We start from the raw sequence: 24,309 nt of genomic DNA on the forward strand, positions 1-24,309 counted from the left end.
CCTTGCAGATATGGAAGAAAATAATCTGGTCATCATTTTTACGATTACTTTATTTATCGTTGTTTTGACAATGGTCTTCATCTATGCGGTTTTTATCAAGAAAAAAACAACACTCTTGATCGAACAAAAGGAAAAAGACTTACGTTTTGAAAAAGAGCTGGCCACTTCACAAGTGGAAATGAAGGAGCAAACCCTCAATTATATCGGGCAGGAACTGCATGATGATCTGGGACAGAAACTGTCTGTAGTCCGATTACGCCATAACCAATTGATTACCAAATTAAAAAATGCAGAAAAAGAAGACCTGATTGAACTCAACGAATTATTAGGAGAATGCATACAGGATATAAGAAACCTATCCAAAACATTAATCACTGAGCAGATCATTCACTTCGGACTGGCAGAATCCATTGAAAGGGAAGTTCAGAGGATCCGGAAACTGAAATTATTAAAAATCGAATTCATCACCCAAAAACATGATATTGATATCTCTCCTAAACATGGTCTTATTCTTTTCAGGATTATCCAGGAAAGCATTAACAATATTCTGAAACACTCCAAAGCCAAAAACGTTTCCATCCAACTGGAAGATGACTGTGAAAAATTACATATCAGTATTTCTGATAATGGAAAAGGCTTTGATACAAGCATTATTCAGGACGGCTCAGGATTAAAAAACATGGAATTGAGAGCCAAGCTGATTCATGCCGAACTGTCTATACAATCACAACTGAATAAAGGAACACAAACTCTGATAACCTATCACAAAAATTTATTATGAAAACTATTCCCATAGCGATCGTTGATGATCATACTTTAATCTCCAAGGCTTTGGAAAATATGATCACAGAGAATACTCAATACAGGGTCATTATGAATCATCCCAACGGAGAAGAATTTATTGCAGGAGTGGAAAAAGCTTCTGAATTACCTGCCGTAGTCCTGATGGATGTCAATATGCCTTATAAAAACGGTATAGAAACCACAGAATGGCTTACAGAACATTATCCTGATATTAAAGTCATTGCCCTGACAATGGATGATGATGAAAGAATATTGATCAAAATGCTGAAGGCAGGTGCTAAAGGTTATCTGCTGAAAGACATGCAGCCTTCTATCCTTTTCCAGGCCATTGAAACGGTATTTGAGAAAGGCAGTTTTTACACTGATTTTGTGGCCCAGAAATTACTGAAAGTAAAAACAGAAGAAGCAAAAAACGCATCCTTACTTTCGGAGCTGAGAGACAGAGAGAAAGAATTTATAAAATGGGCCTGCAGCGAACTCACTTATAAGGAGATTGCTGACAAAATGTGCCTCAGTCCTAAAACCATTGACGGCTACAGAGATTCGGTTTTTGTAAAACTGGATATAAAAAACAGAGCAGGGTTGGTACTTTTTGCTCTGAAACATAATCTGTGCTGACTTAAAACCTCAATTTCTAACTTTAATTATTATCTGAAAAAATAAGCATCTTTACATTCTATTTATGGATTCGGCGGCTTGAAAAGCCGCCGAATCTTATTTATAACATCCTCATATACAGTCAAAAAGGTGTTTTTCCTTTTTCAAAATACGGTTTTCTCCTCTGTTTTCGTCACACAGAATGACGGAATTTTGTCATAGAAAACACAAAAAGGCAGTACCCGAAAAGCCGGAACAGAGTAGGGAATATTTTTTAAAACTAATACAATGAAAAAAGCACTTATCGTAGGTATTAATGATTATGCACCCATCGGATACGGAGGTCCGGATCTTAACGGCTGTGTAAATGATGCGAGAGATATGGCCAATACACTGGTAATCTGTGGTTTTAGTCCGGCAAAGATTAAAATCCTGACCAATCAGAATGCCACAAGAGCGAATATATTAAATTATCTGAAATCAATGATCACCACCAGCGTGAAAGGAGATTCTCTTGTTTTTTATTATTCAGGGCATGGAACCAGAGTGGCCAATATCGGTTCAGATCTTGAGCTTGATGGTTTGGACGAAGCTATTTGTCCACATGATTATGCCAATGCAGGGGTCATTCGTGATGATGATTTTAAATCGGTTCTTGATAAATTAAAGGCTGGAGTGAATATGGAAGTGATCTTCGACTGCTGTTACTCAGGAACCGGAACCAGAAAAATGGATCTGGGTCTGGAAGCTGATCTTCTCAATGAAACAGCCCGTTATATTCCTCCAATGCTTGAAGATGAATTTTACCTGACCTATGCCAATGAAATCGGAACTAAAAATGCGAAAAAATCAACCGTTCTTACCAAAGCGCTTGTCCCGGTTACAGGAATGAATCACACATTATGGGCGGCTGCAAAAGACAATCAGGTATCCATGGAAGGAAATATCAGCGGACAGATACGTGGCTATTTTACCTATCATTTCTGTAAAATATTACGTGCTACCAATGGAAATATCGTCCGAAAAACACTTGATAAGCAGGTTGCCATTGCACTGGCAGCTATGGGAGCGGCCCAGATCAACCAAACAGAAAGCATGACTACAGAATTTTCACAAAAAATATTCACTTAACCAATAACCATTAGGCGGAATCCGAAAAGCCATAAAAGAGTAGGAATATACCAGATTAAAAATAATAATCATGTCAAAAATTGAAAACAACAACCCAATGACCGCTGAAGAAGTATCAAGACTCAGAACGGTTAAAGCAAAATCAACTGAAAAACCGGAAGTTATTCAGAAATTATTCAGCCAGGCACCCGCTATGGAAACGATTAACGGAAGAACTTTTCCTAAAGGGATGAAAACAATAGGAATGCCTATGGACGAAAAAACAGCAGAAAACCGGGCACTGGAAACCGACCATTTCTATCCTACCCATGCTGATTTTGAATACAGCCCAAAACTGGAACCTAAAAGAGACCGTAAACCCAAATTCATTGACAGGGATTCTTTCCTGACTCCTGAGAATGCAAGAACCATTTTTGGAGTTGACCAGAGAAAAGTATACAATTCTACAGCCTATCCATGGAGATGTGTCGGCAGAGTAGAAAGTTCTTTGGGTTCAGGAAGCGGCGTAATGATCGGGCCAAGACATCTTCTTACCTGCTCACACATTGTAGACTGGCAGCCTAATAATACCACAGGATGGCTGAAGTTCACTCCGATGTATTACAACGGAAGCGCTCCTTACGGAACGGCCTGGGGTACCTTGACGTATTACAAGTATAAAGTTGCAGGACCTTCTATTGATTCAACAGAAATACAATACGATTATGTAGTGATTGTATTGGACAGACCTATCGGAAACAGCACAGGCTGGTTAGGCTCAAAATCCTATTCCGATTCATGGGACGGAGGCGCTTACTGGACTCACGCAGGATATCCGGGAGATCTTACCGGAACCCAAAGGCCTACCTACCAAACGGGTATCGCACTGGATGGAGATTTCTGGAGTGCTGATGACAACGAAAGCATGAGCCATAAAGCAGATATATGGCCTGGACAAAGCGGAGGCCTTTTCTGGGGATATTGGGACGGCTCTCCGTATGCTGTAGCGACTCAAAGCGCGCATAATCCAAGTGATAATTTTGCAAGTGGCGGCTCAGATTTAGTCAATCTGGTCATCAGAGCAAGAAATGAACATCCTTAATTTATTTTTTAGTTTAAATCACCCGGCCGCCTTTAAAGGCGGCCGGGTTCTACATATGTATTTAGAATAATTAACTAAAATATTACGCTTATGATTCTATCCATAAAACCCATACTAAGTTAATGTTTTACAATTATTTTTCTTGACACTTTCCTGTTTTCAAAAGTAATATTTATAAGATAGTTTGAATCAGAAATAGAACGTACATTTACTCTATTTGTATTCCCTTTTTGTATCAGTTTCCCAGCTAGGTCATACATTTCCCAGTAAATTACTTTTTCATTACCCGCATTAATATCGAAATACGTTGATGCAGGGTTTGGGTAAATCTCAAAATTTGAATTTGAAATTATTTTTTCGTCATTAATTTTACCAAAATAGTTTTCAATTTCTGAAATTGCTGCCTTACGTTCTTCGCTTTTTAAATCTAAAGAATCTAAACCATTTTGTCTCTGAGAAGAAGTAGGAGATCCAGTGCAATCACCGTTATAGGCATGAAACAAGCTATTACTATCTGTTGCTTTTACACTAAATCCTGGTTGGAGAGATACATAATTTTTTGCTTTATACTTTACCAGTAATCCATCACTAATATTTGACGATGCTACAATAGAATTACTAGCCTGATAAATATTATTTTTTATTACCGGATCATTAATTATCAAATCAGGAGTACATTGAGTTCTAAAACTAATTGCTTTAACATCATTATTTTCATAATTATTTAAACAAGCATGAGCAACTGTAAAAGTATAAGGAGTATCAGGACTAAGAGCGGTATAATCTTTTTGTAAAAAATGATAATTATTGCTATACACTAACATCCCAGTTGAATTATTATATAACCTAATATCATACCATAATCCTGTCCCCACGGCTTCGTTCCATTCTAATCTCACCGAAGTATCTGTTAAATTTGAATATTTCAGCATAGTAGGTGGTGGTAAGTTACAATCATTAGAGCCTGAACCTGAATTCCCATCATAATACATTTCAATTTTATCTATATCTACATATTCTCTAAGGTTTAAACTTGTATTCAGATTGGATGTAATCCACAGATATTTATAGGACTTATTAGGAATTATTTGTCCTTGCTCTTTAGATTTTACTTGACAAGTATATGTATCCTGCAAAACCTCTCCATTATTAAAAGTAAGAATTTTCATCTTTTCTGATACACTTGGGAATGTTTCTTCATCACAATTATTATTAGATTTTTCAGTCATACCATTGGCAAGATATACATCAAAATTAATGGCTCTATTAGGGTTATTAGGTAAGGAATAACGATAGGAAACGATTATTTTATATTTTTTAGAAGTATCAATATTAACCCCTATATTATTTAAATCAATAAATACCCCCTCTGATTTTCTAGTTGTAATATTATCATTTTTACTATATAATCGAACCACTTTATTACCACAGCCTAAATCTATAACATTAGGACTCCCATGACTGGGCTTCCACTGATTATTATAGTTTCCCATTAGGTTATTACATTGAGAAGAAGCAAATGGGACTGGCATAAAAGCTGGAAAAGCTTGAGACTTGGCAAAATAAAAGTATAAAAAAAGTAGAATTACGAATAATCTTTTCAGCTGCATTTAGGTTATGTTTTTTTCAAAATTAACGTTTTCTTTTGTAATAGAGGGCTAATTCAATGATCTCTTTATTATAAAATATCATATCCCTTTCTTAACCCTTTAAGCTTCAAATATTTTCATAATCTCTCAATATTTTAATACATTTGTTTAAAACATACTCCCGATGAATTTCGAACAGATCAACTTACACCTTGAGGCTTACAAAGAACATAATCAGATTCTGGATGCAGCAAAATACCTGATCCATTCTTTTAATCTGGAACATGAAAACTTTGCGGGATTCGGGTTCAGGGAAGAGCTTTCTCCCACCTCAATGCTTCTTACGGCAGAAGGCGATCTGGGAGGTCCGCAAACCGTGATGATCCCACGAAATTTATTTGATTTTGACCTGAACCTTGTCCTGAATATGGTTGCCCACGAAATGCTCCACGTAAGACAAAAAGCGCCCGGACAGGTCATTGAAGATAAAAATGAAAGAGAATTCCAGGCGTATTATGAAATGCTTTTTCACAAGGTGTTTCCGCAGATTCCTGAGGTTTCGGATTTCCATAAAAAATTCTTTGGAGGAAAAGCGTTGGAATACTACAGAAGAATGGGTGAAGGTTCAGTATACAGCAAAAATATGCAGAACAGAAAACAGAAGTTGAACATTTAATTAACGAATTGCCATGACAGTAAAACCAGACATCACCTGGGCAGATTTTGAAAAAATAGACATCAGATGCGGAACTATAATTTCAGTGAATGATTTTGAAAAAGCAAGAAACCCATCATATCAGCTTGAGATTGACTTCGGAGATTTAGGAATCAGAAAGTCGTCCGCACAGATTACTTCTCTTTATACAAAGGATGAATTGATCGGTAAACAGATTTTAGCAGTAGTAAATTTTCCTAAAAAGCAGATCGCCAATTTCTTCAGTGAATGTCTTGTGTTAGGATTATATGGTGAGGACAAAAAAGACGTCACCCTTTTAACGCCATCATTACCCACAAAAAACGGAATGCAGGTAGGATAGCCGTCTGTTAAGTATAAAAAAGCCTTATAAATTATAAGGCTTTTTTAAATTAATTATTATTGATGAAGGGTCTTTACTCCAAGATTCGTAACCTGACCGAAGTTTACCGATACATTAGACGTATTCTCATCCACATATCCCGTATTATTTCCCGCATCATAAGAAACAGTATAATTTCCCTGTGGCAGCCCTGAAAACATGAAAAATCCGTCAGGGTTAGGTATTGCTGTAGAAATCGTATCTGAAGCCATAATGGCGTGAACAACTGCCTGCGCCGCCTGAGGCTGTACATATCCTTTAATCTGGCCGTTGGTAAGCTCAGAGAACGCCTGTATCACCGGTTTTAAGATATAAGATCCGTTCCCTGTAGTAACAATAGATCTTCCCGCATCGAAATCGATCCATACAGTATAAGCTCCGTTTGCTGATAATGTCTGATTCCAGTTGAATTTCAGCCCGCTTTGCTGGGCCGAAGGAGTTTGCAGAGGATGGGTAATTCCATTAACAACCACACTGTTGTTAGGTCCAAGGACCATTCTCATCTGAGAAACATTTCCTTCAGGAAGTGTGGCCTGTCCCAAAACTACATCTGTTCCGTTTTTAAAGTTAAGAAGATTATAAACGCCTGGATTTGGAAAGTTTAACGCTGTCCATTCTCCATTACTGTTAATTTCAATTCGTTGAATATCAATATTAACAGCATTATATGCTGCAGGGCCGTCAGTAAGCCTTACATTCACTGTAGCAGTACCGTTTTCGTTAGAATCATTACATGATGCCAGAAATAATAGGCAGATACCGCTTCCCATAATGAATAACTTCTTCATAAGCTAAAATTTAGGTATAATAAAAACGTTTTGGATAATTGGTTTATTATGTCATATATTCGGTTATAAAAAACAAAAAATGATCCAAAGTATACCTTTAGAAAGAGTCTTATTTCTTGATATCGAAACAGTTCCACAGGCAGGTTCCTGGAGCAACTTATCCGAAACAGAACAGTATCTGTGGGATAAAAAAACAAAATTCCAGAGAAAGGAAGATGTAACTGCAGAAGAATTTTATGAAAGAGCCGGTATTATGGCCGAGTTTGGAAAAATCATCTGCATCACCATCGGAATGGTCGAAAAAAATGAAACGTTAAAAATAAAAAGCTTTTCAGGTCACGATGAGAAGAAAATGCTTCAGGAATTCGGGGAAATCTTCAACAGTCCAAGGCTTTATAATGTGATTCTCTGTGCCCATAACGGAAAAGAATTTGATTTTCCATGGATTGCCAGACGATACCTCATCAATGGAATGCAGCCCCCGGCTCCTTTTCAGATGTTCGGAAAAAAGCCCTGGGAAATACCTCACTTAGACACAATGGAATTGTGGAAATTCGGGGATTATAAGAGTTTTGTATCGCTTGAACTGCTGGCTCATGTCTTTGGAATTCCTACTCCGAAGGATGATATAGACGGCTCAATGGTTTCATCAATTTACTACATAGAAAAAGACTTGCAGAGAATTGTTGACTATTGTGAAAAAGATGTCTTAACTTTGGCAAATGTTTTCCGGCGCATGCGTCAGGAAGATTTGTTGAAAAGGAATATCAATCTAGATTAAAAAATGAAATTTACAGACGATCAAATTGCTGACATTGGTGAGGAAATCATTGGTGTGCTGAAAACCGTATATGACCCCGAAATTCCGGTAGATATTTACGAATTAGGACTGATTTATGATGTCCAGATCTCCGATGATGCTGATGTAAAAATTATCATGACACTTACTACTCCCAACTGCCCTGTTGCAGAGACACTTCCACAGGAGGTAAAGGATAAGGTGTCTGAAGTAGAGCATGTAAAAAGTGTAGATTTAGAGCTTACTTTCGAACCGAGCTGGAATAAGGATATGATGAGCGAAGAGGCGAAGTTTGAGCTGGGAATGCTTTAATCACCCTTAACAATATAAAACCCCGAAGAATCATTTTTCGGGGTTTTTGTTTTTTAAATATCTTTTGCTATTTCCTTTCCTTCCCTCCTGCTCCATTCACTCCATGAGCCTACATAAAGATCCGGAACCGGAAATCCTGCATAGTCCAGCGCCAGAATCGTGTGACAGGCTGTAACGCCTGATCCGCAGTGAATAATAAGATGCCCAGGTTTATCTTTTAATAATTGGCTGTATTTTTCTTTTAAAACTTCCGGGCTCAGAAAATTTCCGTTTTCATCAAGATTTTCAGAAAAAGGAATGTTGATCGCTCCGGGAATGTGTCCGGCAACCAGATCAATGGGTTCAGATTCTCCTTTATAGCGATAAGCATCTCTTACATCAATAACTGTAGAAGAATCGTTTTTCAATTCATTTTCAACAACTTCCAGACTTGAAACCGGAAGAATCCATTGCTTTTTTTGAATTAAAGGCGCTTTATCAAATTTCTCTTCTTCTGAAGAAAACTCTAAGCCTGCTTTTTCTGCAGCCTGTATTCCGCCATCAAGAACCTGTACTTTTTCAAATCCGAAAGATCTTAACATCCACCAGGCACGTGCTGCTGCATTTGAAGCATTTTTGTCGTCATACACAATAATATGAGCCCCTTCTTCTATTCCAAGACCTGAAAGTGTTTCTGCAAATTTTTCTACAGCGGGAAGCGGATGTCTGCCACCAAAAGCAGCATTTTCTCCAATCTCTGCCAGATCTTTGTCCAGATCTATGAACCGGGCTCCTTTAATATGCTTTTCAAGATAGTTTTGCTTTGCATCTTTTCCGGTTCTCGCATCAAGAATGATAAGATTTTCTGCCGGAATATTTTTGAGTTCGGAGGATGAGATTATTGGTGACATTTTGGTGATTTTGGAATTAATACTAAATATGACTATGGACACAATCCATTATATTTGAACACATTAAGATGATAAATAATTCAGCGTATTTTTGTCATTCCGTAGGAATCCGGATTATTTTTTTCAATAATGAAATTAAGATTCCTACGGAATGACAAATTGAACCTTATACCATCTTAAGATCTATTTAAGTTGATAGATCAGTGAAATTTATGATTTATTCTTAAAAATGAAAGATATCCTTCGCTTTATTATAAGAGCTTTCAAAATTCAACAGATTCAGTTTATGTTCTACTTTTTCCACGCTCATAAAATTGATAACCTGTTCAGTAGGCATATTTCCTACAAGATCATCTTTAGCCATAGGACAACCTCCTATTCCTTTTATCGCACTGTCAAATCTTCTGCAGCCTTTATCATAAGCTGCTTTCAATTTGGAATAAGAATCTTCATAGCGGTTATGGAAATGTCCTCCGAAGTTAATTTCAGGATATTTGGAAGGTATTTTTTCAAATAAAAGTGCAATCGTTTCCGGAGTTGCCACGCCTGTAGTATCCGAAAGTAAAATATCTTTCACTCCGATATCTGAGAACCGCTGAGCCCACTGGTCTACATCCTCCCATTTCCACATTTCACCGTATGGATTTCCAAAAGCCATCGAAAAATAAATGTTAAGCTGTTTTCCCTCACTCCTTACAAGATCAAGCATTTTAACAATCTCATCAAAAGCTTCTTCCTGGCTTTTATTGGTGTTTCTATGCTGAAAAGTTTCAGAAATAGAAAACGGAAAGCCCAGAATATCTACCGACTGATGTTTCAATGCTTTTTCGGCACCTCTGTAATTACCGATGATTGCAGAAACTTTCGTTTTGGAACGGGATTTATCAATATTCTCCGCTACCTCATTGGAATCTGCCATCTGCGGAATTGCTTTCGGAGAAACAAAACTCAGACAGTCCAATACATCAAAACCAACATCCATCAAGGAGTTGATATAATCAATTTTTTTATCGGTAGGGATAAATTCTCCCCATCCCTGCATAGCATCTCTAGGACATTCGGTAAGAAACATTGTTACTTTTTGATTTTCTCAAATATAATAAAACTAAACTATTTGGTATACTGTACATACAAAGCTAGCACTATTTTGATTTTCAAACTTTTATATCCGATTTATAATTTCGATAACTGATATTAAATCGCAAATAACGTATTCTCAGCATCAAATTTGCTAACTTTGTTAAAATTTTGATATCTGATGAGTACAATAGAATTCAACCCTTTGTGGAAAGAAAAATTACTGAACCGCTTTCTTAGCTATGTAAAAATATATTCAACCAGTGATGCAGAAAGTGAAACAACACCTTCTACTGAACGCCAGTGGGATATTGCCAATTATATTACTGAAGAACTGAAGACTATTGGTCTGGAAGACGTTTCTATAGACAGCAACGGTTATATTATGGGTTATATTCCTTCTAACCTTGAAAATGATGACAGACCTACCATCGGATTTATTTCACATTATGATACTTCACCGGATTTCAGCGGAGAAAATGTAAAACCTCAGGTTTGGAAAAACTATGATGGAAATGATCTTCTTTTGAATCAGGCAACAGGATTCACATTATCTCCTTCAAAATTTGAAAGTTTAAAAAAATACATCGGCCAGACATTAATTACCACTGACGGAAATACGCTTCTTGGTGCTGATGATAAAGCAGGCTGTGCAGAGATTGTAACAGCCGCAGAATATCTTATCGCTCATCCTGAAATCAAACATGGAAGAATTGCTGTAGGATTTACTCCTGATGAGGAGATTGGAAGAGGAGCACATAAATTCGATGTTGCTAAATTTGGTGCAGAATGGGCGTATACGATGGACGGCGGAGAAGTTGGAGAACTTGAATATGAGAACTTTAACGCTGCTGGAGCGGTGGTGAAAATCCATGGATTAAGTGTACACCCTGGTTATGCGTACGGAAAAATGATCAATGCCGCTTTGTTAGCTGCTGAATTTGCTCAAATGCTTCCTGCTAATGAAACTCCGGCCACTACAAAAGGCTTCGACGGATTCTACCATTTAATGGATATCACAGCTGATATTTCTGAAGCTAAACTTCAATACATCATCCGTGACCATGATGCAGATAAGTTTGAAGCCAGAAAGAAATTCATGGAAGAAAAAGTAGCTGAATTCAATCAGAAGCACGGTGAAGGAACTGCCGAAGTGGAGATCAAGGAACAATACAGAAACATGAAGCAGCAGTTTGAAGGAAAAATGCACATTGTAGATCTTGCAGCAAAAGCAATGACTGAAGCAGGTATTGAGCCTAAGATCAAAGCTATCAGAGGAGGTACAGACGGTGCACAGCTTTCTTATATGGGACTTCCATGCCCGAATATCTTCGCGGGAGGAATCAACTTCCACGGACCATATGAGTATGTAGCTTTGGAAAGTATGGAAAAAGCAACTGAAGTCATTATTAATATTGTAAAAGCTTAATAATCATGAAAAAGGTCTTAGCATCAGCATTCATTTTCACTTTTATTTTCAGCAGTGCCCAGGTTTCTGAATTTCAGAGGGCAGACTCACGCTATGAAAGAAAGAAAACGGCTCTGTATAATAAATATCCTAAGCCTAATGATTTAAGAACAAAGAAGGAATGGCTTTTGACAGAGGATAAAATAACAGCATACAAGACGGCTTTGGAGAAAGCTTCTCTTGAGGATCAGAAAATGATTGCTGCCGACCCTCCTGTAAAAGCAAAAGTCACTAAAGAAGCTGAATATGATAAAGGTAAGGCAGCTTTTCAAAAGCTTTTATCTGAAGCCGTAGATCTTGATTTTCTCAACTTTTCGTCGGATTCATACAAAGCTGCAATCAGTTTTGTGGTAGACTCTAAAGGAAATGCTCTTAACCCTAAAGTAAAAGGTAATAATGAAGATGTAAATGCATTCATTGAAGCTGCTTTTTACAGGATTAAAGATAAAGGCAGGTGGAAACCGGCAGAAGACAAAGGGAAGCCAGTCTCTACCAATGTTTCAGTCCCTTTAACATTAAATTTTAAAAAATAATATACAAACCCCGCTGCCATGGCAGCGGGGTTTCTTTTTCATATAATAAAAACATAATTAAAGATCATTATGTTGTTGATATTAATTTAACACAATTCTTTTGTAAGTTTTAAATAATTCACCTAATTTTGATTAAAACTTAAAATCACTTTATATGAAAATGAAATCCAACCCTTTCAAAATCAACAGAAATTTTTACTTTACTTTACTTTTCTTTTATCTATTTTCTGTTTGTTTCTTTTAACGTCTTGTTCTCAGGATGATTCTGCGGATCTTCCTTCTGAAAAACCTGCCGAGTCTGTTCAGATGAAGACTTTAGGCAATCTGACTTTACAGAAGAATGTTATTATTCTGAATGATGAATCAGTCAACGCAATTACCACCCATAATGATGGAAAAATTACGTTTAGCCGTATGACTCCTCAAACGGACAGTATTTCGGTAGGAACTGTTATTGTAGGAACCAAGGTAGAAGGTGATCAGGTGAGCACCATTCTTTCAAAAGTAAATTCTGTTTCAAAATTGAATAACCAATTCACAGTACAGACTTCCAGCGCCAAGCTTGAAGAATTTATCTATAGCGGAACACTGAGCGGAGTATATGATCCACAAGGAAAAGCTCCCGTTAATATTGATGGAAAAATGGTTAATTATATCCCTGTAGAAGGCATGGTTTCTGAACAAATCAATCAAAGAATACTTTCTATTGAAGCTAAAAATCTTCAAAATCAGAAACTAATTACCTTCAACCGTTATAATTTTAATAAAACTTTTTCATTCCCTTTATCTTCGGCAGGAACATCCAATGTTAATGTACAGGGAGGCTTTACACCAAAGATTGATTATAATATTACATTCTCGTGGGGTCATTTGTCCAACTTCTATGTAAACCTCATTATGGATGACATCAAGCTTCAGAGCTCCGCAACTATTACAGGAAGCCTGGGTTATACAGCCAGTACCACAGACTACCTGAATATTCCTATTGTTCCAATCGTATTAGGTCCTACTGGACTGATCTTAAGTCCTACTCTTTCTGCAGGCCCTTTCCTGGGTGTACAGGCTACAGGAAAAGTACAGGCCCAGCTTTTGGATCTTGAAGGAAATGCCAACTTCTTGGTAAGCAAAACTCCGGAAATTAATATCAACCTTCAAAAAAAATCAGAGCCTTCCATTACAAGTGCAGAAGGAAACTTATCTGCTGAAGCTGGTTTGGAAGCAAAAGGAGCTGTAGGATTAATGTTCCTTACCATTCCTATTGCTAATTCAGGATTGAAAGGAAGAGCTTCTGCCCTTTCCTCTTTAGGATTAACATTTGTTCCTCAAAGAAAAGGTGTAATTTCTGTAAAAGGTAAAATTCAGGCTGATATGTTCTATGGTTTTGGAATTGCTCCATTGCGATATGAAGGAACTATTCCTCTTTTCAAAAAAGAACGTCTGCTCTATCAGAAGGAGTTCAGCTTCTAAGACAACTTATCCATTTATTATAAAAAGCCACTGTAAAAGTGGCTTTCTTTATTAAAACCCCACATAAAATTCATTTACAGCACATTAAGTCAATTTTATTATATTTACAAGGAAGTACAATTTTAAACAATAACATTTTAATACCGGATTATCATGAAAACAATGAAAAAACTTTTGAGAAAAGACTTATCTGCCATTCTTGGCAGCGGGGGAAATGAATGCCATATGGGAGGAGATTCCTATAACTGCCAGAGTGACTGTGAGTGTGCCTGGGGAAAAGCCTGTGAAATGTATGAAGACGGAACACCCGGACAATGCATTGCTGTGGGTGGAGGCGGAAATCCCCGCGGTGGAGGCACTGGCGGATGCATTCCACCTTCCATTTGTGAAGAACAACCTTATTAATGAATAGAAAACCGGGAGCATCTATGTTTCCGGTTTTATTTTTTCATCGGGAAACAGATCCTTGTCAAAGTATCCCTGCCGTTCATCAAATAAAATTTCATTCTCACCTTCATAGTTGTTGTTTTGCACCAGATTTTTAACAATAATAAAATTATGAAGCAGCAATTTTTAGCACTTAGTACTCTGTTATTATGCATCTTTTGCACAATAGAGACTAAAGCACAACAGACTCCGGCTTTTCACATTGGGGTAAAGGGAGGGGCAAACTTTACAAAAACCTCCACGGAATCTTCTCTGGAAGGGAAATACGGATTCGGTTATCAGGCAGGAGTAATGACAAGAGTGGATCTCGGAAAACTGTATGTGCAGGGAGAAGCTCTGTTCAACAAAAGAAAGACATCGTTCCAGTCCCAAGACGGAAACTCTTCCAAACTTTCCTGGAACGCTATTGATATTCCTGTGGTAGTAGGATACAAATTCATTAAAACCGAAGATTTTAATGTAAGAGCTTTTGCCGGAGGTGTTTACAGCTATGCCTTTAATAATAAATTATCCACTTCTCAGGCTCTTCAGGAAGGATTTAAAAAGTTTGACAAATCCAATATCGGAATTACGGGAGGTATAGGAGTAGATTATAAGAACTTTACAGTAGACCTGAGATATGAGACCGGTCTTACAAGCATCAGTAAAGAATTTAAGTCCAAACCCCACAGTTTTTCCCTTGGGATAGGTTATTTCCTGTTCTGAAAAACTTAAATTATCTTTACCATTAGAAACTGTTTTCCCTGCAGTTTCTAATTTTTTTATCAACCTATTTCCTGTTCCATGACAAAATCTTTTGTTTTAAAAGAATACATATTTACCTTTATTTTCTGGCTTGTACTGGCCATTGTATTATGGTTTAACTTCCAGAGTACAACAGAAAGCTATCTGGCGATGACCCAGGCTGCAATTATTGCCGCATTTTCGTTTGCATTCACTCATTTTTTAACCAATAAACTTTTGCCGAAAGCTCTCCGGGAAAAGAGAATGAAACTGTTTCTGGTACAGCTGGTAATGGTTATTTTCATGCTTAGTTTGGTTTTCTCCGTTATATTCACATACCTTGAAGTAGAGCCCAAAGAGCAGCTTCCGGAAAACTTCAGAGATCAGCTGCCTTTTTTGTGGAAGGGCTTTTATATGTCCCTGCCTGCCTCATTCCTCATCAACGGGGCAGCCTGTGGTGTAAAATTTTACAATGAACATGGAAGAATAGAGCGAGATCATATTCTCCTTCAGCAGGCTCACCTGGAAAATCAGCTTAAACTTTTACAGGATCAGATCAACCCGCATGTAGTATTCAATATCCTGAATCATATCCATATTCTGATGAAAACGGATACCCAGCTTGCCGATTTTTTACTGATGAAATTTTCAGACATTCTAAGATATCAGCTGTATCACTGTAATCAGGCCATGGTTCCTTTGGATAAAGAAATTGAGTATCTCCAAAATCTTGTTGAGGTAGAAAAACTGAGGTGGGGAAATGAACTGGATGTAAAAGCCCAATGGCAGATCAATAACAGAAAAGCTTTTATTGCTCCTTTACTTTTGGTTCCTTTTATAGAAAATGCGTTTAAATACGTTTGCAGGCTTCCGGGACATAAAGGTTATGTGAAAATCTCCTGTAAAGAAAAAGACAATCAACTCTATTTTTATGTGGAAAATTCCTACTCGGATATGGCAACCTATAAAAAGAAGGACGGAACTGGTGGAATTGGTCTTCAAAATGTAAAAAAACGGTTGAAATTACAATATCCGGACTTCCATGATCTGAATATAGAATCGGATAATCACATCTTTAGAATAATATTAACACTAACACTATCTGACAGTTATGAGCTCTAATATTCCTAAAATGAAATGCCTTATTATTGATGATGAACCTCTGGCAAGATTTCATCTTAAAGAACTGGCTGATCAGATTGATTTTTTATCCGTTGAAGGAACATGTGCAACAGCACTGGAAGCTGACGCGAAGGTAAAGGAAAGCGAAATAGACCTTCTTTTCCTGGACATCAATATGCCTTATCTTACCGGCCTGGAGTTTCTGGAACAGCTTGAAAATCCTCCTTTATGCATCCTTACCACAGCCTATTCCGAATATGCTTTAGAAGGATTTCGGCTGCAAGTGGTGGATTATCTTTTAAAACCCATTGCCTTCAACCGGTTTTATCAGGCTGTAAATAAGGCACAGCAGCAATTTATCATCAGTGAAAAACTAAAAAAGAATACATCTATTGATGACCCGTTCCTCTATGTAAGGCAGTCTGATACTTTCATTAAAGTTTCATGGGTGGACATTCTGTACATTGAAAGCATGCAGAATTATACCAAGCTTCATTTTAAAGATAAATCACTGGTCATTCACCAGACGATGAAAGCGATTGAAGAATCACTTCCTTCGGATCATTTTTTCAGGATTCATAAATCATACCTCATCAATATTACCCATATTGATATGATCTCCGGCGGACGACTTTTTATCAATAAAACAGAACTACCCATTTCTCGTAACCGAAAGGAAGAATTACTTAATCAGGTAGTATATAAAAAGCTGATCAGTAAATAGAAAATTGATAAATATTAAAGGGAAGGCAGTAAAAAATATTACTCCTTCCCTTTATTTTTTATGGCAGATTCCAGCGTAATGATATTGCTGCGTAAAATGTACTGGAGAATCTCGGGTCAGCTATTTTTTTATCTCTGAAAATGCTGCTGATTTTCCGGTCATTTTCACTAAAACTTCTCAATATCGCTGTCCCTCCTGTGAGACGCAACGTCAGTTTGTTATTGATTTTTAATTCCGGTCTGAGTCCCGCAGTGATCTGCTGATAACCCAGCAACATCGATTTTCCGTTTATATTTCTCTCTGCTGTCATTCCGTTCAGCTCTACAACGGCTTTTAAGGCAAATTTATCCGAGAAAAGATATCCGGCTTCCATTCCTTCGGGGAAATTGATATTGAATTTAATTTTCCCGTTTGTTTTCCAGTCAAAATAAATCCACGGTAAAATCATAGGAACACCGAAAGCCGTGGTAAGTACCGGCCCGGCACCTAGGGAAAGATTAGGATTAAAATGCCTGATAAACAAAATACCTCCCTGCCCCAGCACATCATCAAAGTCTACCTTTTCAAGGTCTGTATATACTCCTACAGACGCTGTCATCATCATGCTCCACTTTTTACCCAAAGGTCTCATATGCTGTATTCCGACCTGTGCATTCAGCATCTGATCCGGAAACAGCTGAGTTTCATAATTTTTGTGCGCCATTTTTGCGTAAGATCCGCTGAGCAGCATAGACCAGGCTCTTACTTTCCCATCGGTATCTTTTTTTACAGATAGCGGAATGCTGAGGTTCAGATCTATTCTTTTAAAATCACTTTTAGAATTGGTCTTTGTACTGTCTTCAGGACGGATGTAATTGGATGCAGGGATATATTCGGTTTTAAGCTCTGCGGAGAGCCCGGACTGTGCATTCACCCAATATCCTAATGGCAATATACAGCATAAAGCTGCCGAAAGGGTTCTTTTCATATTTTAAATTTTATGCAAAGAGAACCCTTTAGCTATTTTTTACAAAAATTACTTGATTAAGTGTCCGGATTGTGTGACAACAGGATCAAATAGCAGGATTAGTTTCTGTGGAAAATTGTGTATTTAAGCTTTCCTTTTTCTGGGTCTTAAAAATGCGATATCCGAACCACACTGCGATCAATGCCATTGCAGAGCGGGTTACCACCATTGGAATTATAGAATCTGCTTCTAAAAAGCCCAGCAATGCTGACATTAAAAATGTAACCATCAATTGCATAAAGCCCAGTAATGCAGCGGCTGTTCCCCTTCCTTCTTTAAACGGAGACAATGCGTGGGCTGATGTAATCGGAAACAAAATACCAATAGCCAGCAATGACAGATAAAGCATGGCGATCTCCAATGCTACGGATAAATTTTCTGCCGCAACAAGAATGTGAAGCGTACATACCACCAGTAAAATAACTGTAGCTGCAAATAAAAGTGTTGAATTGCTTATTCTTTTAATCAGCTTAGGGGTAATGTAGGCCGCGGTAATCAAAGCCATTGAGTTAAAGGCAAATATAAAGCTGAACACGCTGCTTGAGAAACCATGAATTTCCATGAATAGAAACGGAGCATTCGATATATAAATGATCAAAGAAGCAAAAGCTATACTTCCTACCATGGTACTGCTGATAAAATCTCTGTTGGAAATAATCATTTTCAGCTGATCTTTTAACTTTTTTTCATCCGCTGCTTCATCATCAGGAAGATTGATTCTGGTATTGGTTTCGGGGACATACTTATACACCATAAAAAAGGTTATAAGCCCCATTATGCATAAAAAGGCAAAAGAACTGTTCCATCCCCAGAATCTAAGGAATACACTCCCCAGTAATGGCGCAACAATAGGAGCGATACCACTGATCTGCGACTGTTGGGAAAAGATAATAACTGCTTTGTGCTTGTCATACAGATCAATAATGATTGCCCTGCCTACGACAATTCCGGCGCTCCCTCCAAATGCCTGCAGGAAACGCATGGCCCATAATACATAGATGTCCGAAGTAAAATAGATGGCTGTAGCTCCTGTAATAAAAAGTAAAAGGCCGCAGTACAGCACAGGCTTACGTCCTTTCTTATCAGATAAGGGTCCCCATAACAGCTGCCCAAAGGCAAATCCGGCAAAAAACACAGAAATGGATATCTGGATATGCCCGATATCGGTATTAAAAATCTTCGCCATATCAGGAAAAGCAGGAAGATAAAGATCTATACTTAATGACTCCAGCGTGTTGAGCAGTGCAAGAATAAACACTACAATATTCAAATTCTTCTTCATAAATAACGGTAAACCTTCACAGGCATTTTTTCAGCTGCAAAGTTGCTGTAAAAACAATCGTTTTTCAATAAAAGAATTGAAGGAAGTATAGGACAAATTGAAGATTCAAACAGAACAATAAATAGAAAATATCATTTTAAACTTATTGCTATAGTAAATACTGAAGATTACCTTTTTTCATTATTCTTAAAACAATCTGGTGTCTGGCCGGTATGTTTCTTGAAAAATCGTGAAAAATATGAAGCATCATTAAAACCAAGTTTAAAAGCAATTTCCTTCACCGTAAGGGCTCCGAAGCTAAGCTCTCTTTTGGCTTCCAGGATGAGACGCTGGGAAATCATCTTTTTTACAGTTGTCCCTCTCAAAAGGCGTACAATATCATTAAGATGATGGCTGCTTATTTTCAGCTGATCAGCATAGAAATCTGTTTCTTTATGTGCAATATAATTCCGCTCAATAAGTCCCACCAGTTCCTGGATACGCTGACGGTCATTCTGTAAAGGTTCCTGAGGAATAATCTGTTCCCCGATGATGATACAGAATGCTTTCAGATAAGCCTTCAAAAGTTCCGTCCTTGCTGCGGTTTTATATTCCTGTTCCATCAGGGAGATAATGGTGATGCAGGTCTTTTCATTTTCCGGATTCAAAAGAAAGGGAAACTCTCCTCCGTTGAGTACCGATTCTATATCACATGCTTCAGTGAAAATTTCCCTGCTTATAGCCATTGCATATCCTTCCTCCCCTGCCAGTTTCATATTGAATGCCTGCCCTGGTGCAATGATACAGATTTGATTGTTTTCAAGTCTGTAGCTTTCAAAGTCCAGTTCCAACCGGCTGTTTTCAAATACTTCCCTGAACCAGATAATTTCAAAAAAATTATGCCGGTGCACATCATGGAAATTTTCAGGACCTGCTGCACTCAGGGTACTCATCTGAAACTCTTCAGAAGTCAGATGATGAACCGGGATTTCTTTTTCAGACGTAATCATCACTATAGTGTAAAATAATTAACTGGAAACAAAAACCACAGCAAAAAAGTGCTGCGGTTTTCTTACAATATTTAAAATTAAATATAATTTTTCGGTTATTGGTTCAGGAAAGCATCCCACCCCTGGGCAGTAAGTGCTACCAGTTGGTTAGATCCTCTGGCTACCATAAAATTTCCTTCTTCTTTTTCTACAGCATGTCCTATAATGGTAAAGTCCGGATGATTTTTAATCTTATCAAAATCGTTGGGAGAGATCGTGAACAAAAGCTCGTAATCTTCACCGCCGCTTAATGCCGTCATTACCGGATTCAGGTTCATTTCATCCGCAGTGGAAATCGTAAGGCTGTCCAGCGGAATTTTTTCTTCATATAATCTGAAACCTACTTTCGACTGATCTGAGAGGTGAAGGATTTCAGAAGCCAGACCGTCTGAAATATCAATCATGGAAGTTGGTTTAATATCCAGCTCTTCCAGAATCTTTTTGACATCTGTTCTTGCTTCAGGTTTCAGCTGTCTTTCCAGAATATAATCATAACCCTCCATTTCAGGCTGCATATTTGGGTCAGCAAGGAAAACGGCGTGTTCTCTTTCAAGAATCTGCAAGCCCATATACGCTCCGCCCAGATCTCCGGTTACTACAAGAAGATCATTTGGCTTCGCACCGCTTCTTTTTACTATATTCTCTTCGTTTTCAATTCCTACAGCGGTAATACTCATGACCAATCCTGAATTGGAACTTGTGGTGTCCCCTCCGATCAGATCGACTTTGTACCTTCCGCAAGCGGCCTGAATTCCTGAATAGATTTCTTCCAAAGCCTCCACCGGAAAACGGTTGGATACAGCAAGAGAAACCAGAATCTGCGTAGGAGTTGCATTCATAGCAGCAATATCGCTGAGGTTTACCACCACTGCCTTATATCCCAAATGTTTTAAAGGAACATAGCCCAGATTAAAATGTACCCCTTCTGCCAGTACATCTGTTGTAAGAACTACTTTTTTGCGGTCCGGATTAATTACTGCCGCATCATCTCCTACCCCAAGCTCCGAGGATTCATTGGATAACGGAAAATGCTCCGTCAAATGTTTAATAAGACCGAATTCTCCTAATTTTGAGATGGGTGTAAGTTCCTGTGATTTATCTTCAAACATGATTTTTTGTATTAATGTCCAATGTAAAAAGTATGAATGAATTTAAAATTGCTTCTCCAACATTGAACCTTTAATTTTAAACTTTGAATTATTAAGTAAGTTCTGCCGGGTCGATATTATGTGGGTGGAAAGGCAGCTTTTTAAAGTCTTCTTTCGATAGTACCACCGTTGCCGGGCTCTTATATTTATTCATTGCTTCCACTACGTCATCCGGCGGAGTGGTCATTTTTCTAAGCATCATATCTATCCATACCCCTGTAGCTTCTGCTGTAGCACAGTGCATTCCGTCCGGAGTATAAAATTTGTGTACGAAACGGTAGATGGAAGAATCTTCTGCACATCCGTCTATTTCCACACTTACGATCACCGTCTGGTCTGCATAGATCTCTTTGAAGAAAGAATATCTCTCATGCAGGATCACCGGGCCGATTCCCCATCTGCTTAACTGGGTAACTCCCATTTTCTCTTTGGTCATGAAAGCCATTCTGGCTTGCGCACAATACTGTACATATGATGAATTGGCTAAGTGCTTGTTGGCATCAAGGTCGCTCCATCGCACTTCAAATTTATGGTAGAAAATCATTTGAAAATCGTTTTTGGTATCACTAAAATTATAATCTTCAAAAATACTCAAATAAGATGGTTTATAAAAATTGTACTTTTGAAAAAATAATCTTCCGCATAGGATTACATATACATGAAACAGATCATTATTATCGGAGGCGGTGCTGCAGGCTTTTTCTGTGCATCCAACCTTGACGAAAAGAAATATACAATTACGATTTTGGAACAGAATTCTGATGTCCTTCAGAAGGTTAAAATTTCCGGAGGCGGACGCTGCAATGTAACGCATGCCTGTTTCGATCCAAGAGAACTTGTTCAGTTTTATCCCCGTGGAAATAAAGAACTGCTGAGTGTTTTTACTAAATTCCAGCCCGGCGATACGATGGAATGGTTTGACCAGCGCAATGTTCCGTTAAAAATTGAAAATGATAACAGAACTTTTCCGGAAAGTAATTCTTCTCAGACCATCATCAATACTTTTCTGAATGAAACACAAAAGAAAAATGTTGCTGTAAAAACAAAATGTACGGTAAAAGAGATTGAAAAGCAGGGCGAAAAATATATCGTAAAAACCAATTCCGGAGATTTTGAGGCAGATTATATTGTGTATACTACCGGAAGTTCTCCAAAATCACTTAAAATTGTTGAAAATCTTGGTCATAAGATTGTAGACCTTGTTCCTTCCCTTTTTACATTTAATATTAAAGATGAACTCCTGAAAGAGCTTCCGGGAACAAGCTTTGAAAATGCAGGAATTTCAATTCCGAAGCTGAAAACAGAAGAAAGCGGGCCTTTGCTTATTACGCACTGGGGACTTTCCGGACCTGCTGTTCTGAAAATTTCTGCCTGGGAAGCGATAAGTCTTGCCAGACTTAAATATAACTTTGAAATTGAGGTTAATTTTATTTCGAAAGAAATGGATGAGGCAGAAGAAATCTTCCAGAACTTCAAACAAACCCATCCTAAAAAAACGATCGGGCAGTCTAAAATTTTTGATATTACCAACAGATTCTGGCAGAAGGTTGTAGAGATATCAAAGGTTGATCTAAACAAACAGGTAGCCAATGTTTCCGGAAAGGAAATGCAGAAAATACTGGAAAATCTTTGCAGGAGAAAATTTCAGGTAACCGGAAAGTCCACTTTTAAGGATGAGTTTGTAACAGCCGGAGGCGTTGATTTAAAAGAAATTAACTTCAAAAACATGTCTTCAAAACTGCTTCCCAATTTCTATATTGCCGGAGAGGTTCTGAATATTGATGCGGTGACCGGCGGGTTCAATTTTCAGGCTTGCTGGAGTGAAGGGTGGCTCATTGCCCAGGATCTCAACAGCTTATAAAAAAGTATTATTTTTACGAAAACTATAAAAACATGAAAAAAAATTTCGGCTTCTTTCTTTTATTCTGGATCTTTTTAGGATATAGCCAGGAAAGAACAATTGTTTCTGACTGGACTTCACTTACCCAGGCCGTCAATATAGAGAATAAACCCAACTGGAACTTCCGCATCACGGCAAAAATCAGGAAAGAAAATGAGGATAATGGTTCCAATTGCGGGCTGTGGTGCAGAATAGACAATAAAGATGAGTCAACAGGCTTTTTTGAAAATCAATATTACGGAATCAAAGTAACCCATGAATGGAAAACATATGAAATAAAAGGGACCATCAATCCCTCCGCAAAAACCATGAATATCGGTGCTTTTGCACAAAACAACGGAGATTTTTATTTTGACGATTTCAAGCTGGAAGTCAATGACGGAAAATCAAAAAAATGGATTGAAATCCCTTTGGAAAACTCTGGTTTCGAGAAAGATATTACAGCATCTGGTGGTTGGTTTGAAGGAATCCATTCTCAGAAGGTAACACATGTAAAGCACTTTACAATTGGAGCCTCTGATTATAAGCCATTCAGTGGTAACAGATCATTGCTGATGAAAGGGCATGATATTATTGGTACAATGCCGCATGGAAAATTTATGGATGTTAACGGCATCAAATTATATTATGAGGTTTATGGAGAAGGTGAACCTGTACTTTTACTTCATGGTAACGGCCAATCTATCAGTGCTTTTATGAACCAAAAGGATGCGTTTGCTAAAAAATATAAAGTCATTATCGTTGATTGCCGTGAACGTGGAAAATCTACATACGATAAAACAAAAGAACTTACTTTTGATATTCAGACAGAGGATCTTAAGCAGTTTTTAGATAAACTCAACATCAAAAAAACAAAGATCCTGGGCTGGAGTGACGGCGGAATTCTTGCACTCTCCATGGCAATGAAATATCCTCAGATGGTAGATAAAATAGCTTGCTCGGGAGCCAATATTTATCCGGAAGGCGTTAAAGATGATGAGCTAAAATCCATGAAGGAAATGCTTGCCAGCCTTATTAAAGAGAATAAAGACCATAAAAATGATATCCTTATTGATCTTTTGAACCTGGACCTGAAGTATCCGAACTGGAAATATGAAGACCTGAATAAAATACAGTGTCCATCATTGATTATGGCGGGGGATAAAGACATTATAAAAACAGAACATACCGTAAAAATAGCAGAATCAATCCCACACGGGCAATTGGCTATTATTCCTAATTCAGGCCATTTTGTTCCTGAGGAAAAACCGGAATTATTCAATGAATTAGTGATTGATTTCTTTGAGAATAAATAAACGTCAATATTCAGATTTAACA

Annotated in this window: 25 protein-coding genes and 1 pseudogene; 17 read left to right on the forward strand and 9 right to left on the reverse strand. The window is 37.7% G+C overall.

The features are described from left to right. Positions 1-10 precede the first annotated feature (10 nt). The 4 genes from ACE3RB_RS04710 to ACE3RB_RS04725 all read left to right on the forward strand — a co-directional run bounded on the left by ACE3RB_RS04710 (position 11) and on the right by ACE3RB_RS04725 (position 3,613). A complete protein-coding gene (locus ACE3RB_RS04710) occupies positions 11-781 on the forward strand; it encodes a sensor histidine kinase (protein WP_374463150.1) in 771 nt (256 codons plus the stop codon). Beyond that, the gene (locus ACE3RB_RS04715) at positions 778-1,422 is read left to right on the forward strand and encodes a response regulator (protein WP_374463151.1); all 645 of its coding nucleotides are present in this window, start codon (positions 778-780) and stop codon (positions 1,420-1,422) included. The genes ACE3RB_RS04710 and ACE3RB_RS04715 overlap by 4 nt, the downstream gene beginning before the upstream one ends. Before the next feature lie 267 nt (positions 1,423-1,689). Then, the gene (locus ACE3RB_RS04720; protein WP_374463152.1) at positions 1,690-2,532 is read left to right on the forward strand and encodes a caspase domain-containing protein; all 843 of its coding nucleotides are present in this window, start codon (positions 1,690-1,692) and stop codon (positions 2,530-2,532) included. Positions 2,533-2,602: 70 nt separating this feature from the next. After that, positions 2,603-3,613, forward strand: a complete 1,011-nt coding sequence (locus tag ACE3RB_RS04725) for a serine protease (protein WP_374463153.1) — start codon at positions 2,603-2,605, stop codon at positions 3,611-3,613. A 119-nt stretch (positions 3,614-3,732) separates the two neighbouring features. On the opposite strand, the gene ACE3RB_RS04730 is transcribed toward ACE3RB_RS04725, so the two are convergent. Next, a complete protein-coding gene (locus ACE3RB_RS04730) occupies positions 3,733-5,223 on the reverse strand; it encodes a 3-coathanger stack domain-containing protein (protein WP_374463154.1) in 1,491 nt (496 codons plus the stop codon). Between the two features lie 163 nt (positions 5,224-5,386). On the opposite strand from ACE3RB_RS04730, the pseudogene ACE3RB_RS04735 reads away from it, so the two are divergent. Both ACE3RB_RS04735 and ACE3RB_RS04740 read left to right on the forward strand, forming a co-directional pair. Further along, positions 5,387-5,895: pseudogene (locus ACE3RB_RS04735) on the forward strand (hypothetical protein). Then, the gene (locus ACE3RB_RS04740) at positions 5,892-6,239 is read left to right on the forward strand and encodes a tRNA-binding protein (protein ID WP_002982221.1); all 348 of its coding nucleotides are present in this window, start codon (positions 5,892-5,894) and stop codon (positions 6,237-6,239) included. Before ACE3RB_RS04735 ends, ACE3RB_RS04740 begins: the two are co-directional and overlap by 4 nt. Positions 6,240-6,295: 56 nt before the next feature. Here ACE3RB_RS04740 and ACE3RB_RS04745 read toward each other — a convergent pair whose 3' ends face one another. Further along, positions 6,296-7,066, reverse strand: coding sequence for a DUF4382 domain-containing protein (locus tag ACE3RB_RS04745; RefSeq protein WP_374463155.1), 771 nt, complete (start codon positions 7,064-7,066; stop codon positions 6,296-6,298). Positions 7,067-7,145: 79 nt separating this feature from the next. On the opposite strand from ACE3RB_RS04745, the gene ACE3RB_RS04750 reads away from it, so the two are divergent. Both ACE3RB_RS04750 and ACE3RB_RS04755 read left to right on the forward strand, forming a co-directional pair. Beyond that, positions 7,146-7,847, forward strand: coding sequence for a 3'-5' exonuclease (locus ACE3RB_RS04750; RefSeq protein WP_374463156.1), 702 nt, complete (start codon positions 7,146-7,148; stop codon positions 7,845-7,847). Between the two features lie 3 nt (positions 7,848-7,850). Beyond that, complete coding sequence (locus tag ACE3RB_RS04755; RefSeq protein ID WP_002982214.1) at positions 7,851-8,177, forward strand: SUF system Fe-S cluster assembly protein; 327 nt, start codon at positions 7,851-7,853, stop codon at positions 8,175-8,177. A gap of 53 nt (positions 8,178-8,230) precedes the next feature. On the opposite strand, the gene ACE3RB_RS04760 is transcribed toward ACE3RB_RS04755, so the two are convergent. Together ACE3RB_RS04760 and ACE3RB_RS04765 are read right to left on the reverse strand one after the other, a co-directional pair. Further along, complete coding sequence (locus ACE3RB_RS04760; RefSeq protein WP_374463158.1) at positions 8,231-9,067, reverse strand: sulfurtransferase; 837 nt, start codon at positions 9,065-9,067, stop codon at positions 8,231-8,233. Between the two features lie 223 nt (positions 9,068-9,290). Further along, the gene (locus ACE3RB_RS04765; protein WP_374463159.1) at positions 9,291-10,139 is read right to left on the reverse strand and encodes a hydroxymethylglutaryl-CoA lyase; all 849 of its coding nucleotides are present in this window, start codon (positions 10,137-10,139) and stop codon (positions 9,291-9,293) included. A 186-nt stretch (positions 10,140-10,325) separates the two neighbouring features. Here ACE3RB_RS04765 and pepT point away from each other — a divergent pair, with 186 nt between their 5' ends. The 7 genes from pepT (at position 10,326) to ACE3RB_RS04800 (ending at position 16,628) form a co-directional block, all read left to right on the forward strand. After that, positions 10,326-11,573, forward strand: coding sequence for a peptidase T (gene pepT / locus ACE3RB_RS04770; protein ID WP_374463160.1), 1,248 nt, complete (start codon positions 10,326-10,328; stop codon positions 11,571-11,573). A gap of 5 nt (positions 11,574-11,578) precedes the next feature. Next, on the forward strand, positions 11,579-12,145 hold the full coding sequence (locus ACE3RB_RS04775) for a hypothetical protein (RefSeq protein WP_374463161.1): 567 nt from the start codon (positions 11,579-11,581) through the stop codon (positions 12,143-12,145). Positions 12,146-12,376: 231 nt separating this feature from the next. Further along, a complete protein-coding gene (locus ACE3RB_RS04780; protein ID WP_374463162.1) occupies positions 12,377-13,612 on the forward strand; it encodes a hypothetical protein in 1,236 nt (411 codons plus the stop codon). Positions 13,613-13,765: 153 nt separating this feature from the next. After that, entirely contained in the window at positions 13,766-14,017 is a 252-nt protein-coding gene (locus ACE3RB_RS04785) for a hypothetical protein (RefSeq protein ID WP_374463163.1), read from the forward strand. Between the two features lie 153 nt (positions 14,018-14,170). Next, positions 14,171-14,764 carry a porin family protein gene (locus ACE3RB_RS04790; protein WP_374463164.1) on the forward strand — a complete coding sequence of 198 codons (594 nt, stop codon included), beginning with the start codon at positions 14,171-14,173 and terminating at the stop codon, positions 14,762-14,764. Positions 14,765-14,842: 78 nt separating this feature from the next. After that, a complete protein-coding gene (locus ACE3RB_RS04795) occupies positions 14,843-15,904 on the forward strand; it encodes a sensor histidine kinase (protein WP_374463165.1) in 1,062 nt (353 codons plus the stop codon). Further along, a complete protein-coding gene (locus ACE3RB_RS04800; protein ID WP_374463167.1) occupies positions 15,894-16,628 on the forward strand; it encodes a LytR/AlgR family response regulator transcription factor in 735 nt (244 codons plus the stop codon). Before ACE3RB_RS04795 ends, ACE3RB_RS04800 begins: the two co-directional genes overlap by 11 nt. A 58-nt stretch (positions 16,629-16,686) precedes the next feature. Here the strand turns inward: ACE3RB_RS04800 and ACE3RB_RS04805 are convergent, their stop codons facing one another. From ACE3RB_RS04805 to ACE3RB_RS04825, 5 genes are all read right to left on the reverse strand, one after another. Beyond that, on the reverse strand, positions 16,687-17,595 hold the full coding sequence (locus ACE3RB_RS04805; protein ID WP_374463168.1) for a DUF6268 family outer membrane beta-barrel protein: 909 nt from the start codon (positions 17,593-17,595) through the stop codon (positions 16,687-16,689). An 85-nt stretch (positions 17,596-17,680) separates the two neighbouring features. Next, entirely contained in the window at positions 17,681-18,916 is a 1,236-nt protein-coding gene (locus tag ACE3RB_RS04810; protein WP_374463169.1) for a multidrug effflux MFS transporter, read from the reverse strand. Between the two features lie 167 nt (positions 18,917-19,083). After that, positions 19,084-19,905, reverse strand: a complete 822-nt coding sequence (locus tag ACE3RB_RS04815; RefSeq protein WP_374463170.1) for a helix-turn-helix domain-containing protein — start codon at positions 19,903-19,905, stop codon at positions 19,084-19,086. A 95-nt stretch (positions 19,906-20,000) separates the two neighbouring features. Next, entirely contained in the window at positions 20,001-21,053 is a 1,053-nt protein-coding gene (gene thiL, locus ACE3RB_RS04820; protein ID WP_374463171.1) for a thiamine-phosphate kinase, read from the reverse strand. Positions 21,054-21,144: 91 nt separating this feature from the next. Beyond that, positions 21,145-21,636: an acyl-CoA thioesterase gene (locus ACE3RB_RS04825; RefSeq protein WP_374463172.1), complete on the reverse strand. Its 492-nt coding sequence runs from the start codon at positions 21,634-21,636 to the stop codon at positions 21,145-21,147. 114 nt (positions 21,637-21,750) lie between these two features. Between ACE3RB_RS04825 and ACE3RB_RS04830 the strand changes: the two genes are divergently transcribed. Together ACE3RB_RS04830 and ACE3RB_RS04835 are read left to right on the forward strand one after the other, a co-directional pair. Then, on the forward strand, positions 21,751-22,953 hold the full coding sequence (locus ACE3RB_RS04830; protein ID WP_374463173.1) for an NAD(P)/FAD-dependent oxidoreductase: 1,203 nt from the start codon (positions 21,751-21,753) through the stop codon (positions 22,951-22,953). Between the two features lie 32 nt (positions 22,954-22,985). Then, positions 22,986-24,287: an alpha/beta fold hydrolase gene (locus tag ACE3RB_RS04835; RefSeq protein WP_374463174.1), complete on the forward strand. Its 1,302-nt coding sequence runs from the start codon at positions 22,986-22,988 to the stop codon at positions 24,285-24,287. The last annotated feature ends 22 nt before the right edge of the window (positions 24,288-24,309 follow it).

Origin of the sequence: Chryseobacterium sp., from assembly GCF_041914225.1 — a bacterium.
GTDB lineage: Bacteria > Bacteroidota > Bacteroidia > Flavobacteriales > Weeksellaceae > Chryseobacterium.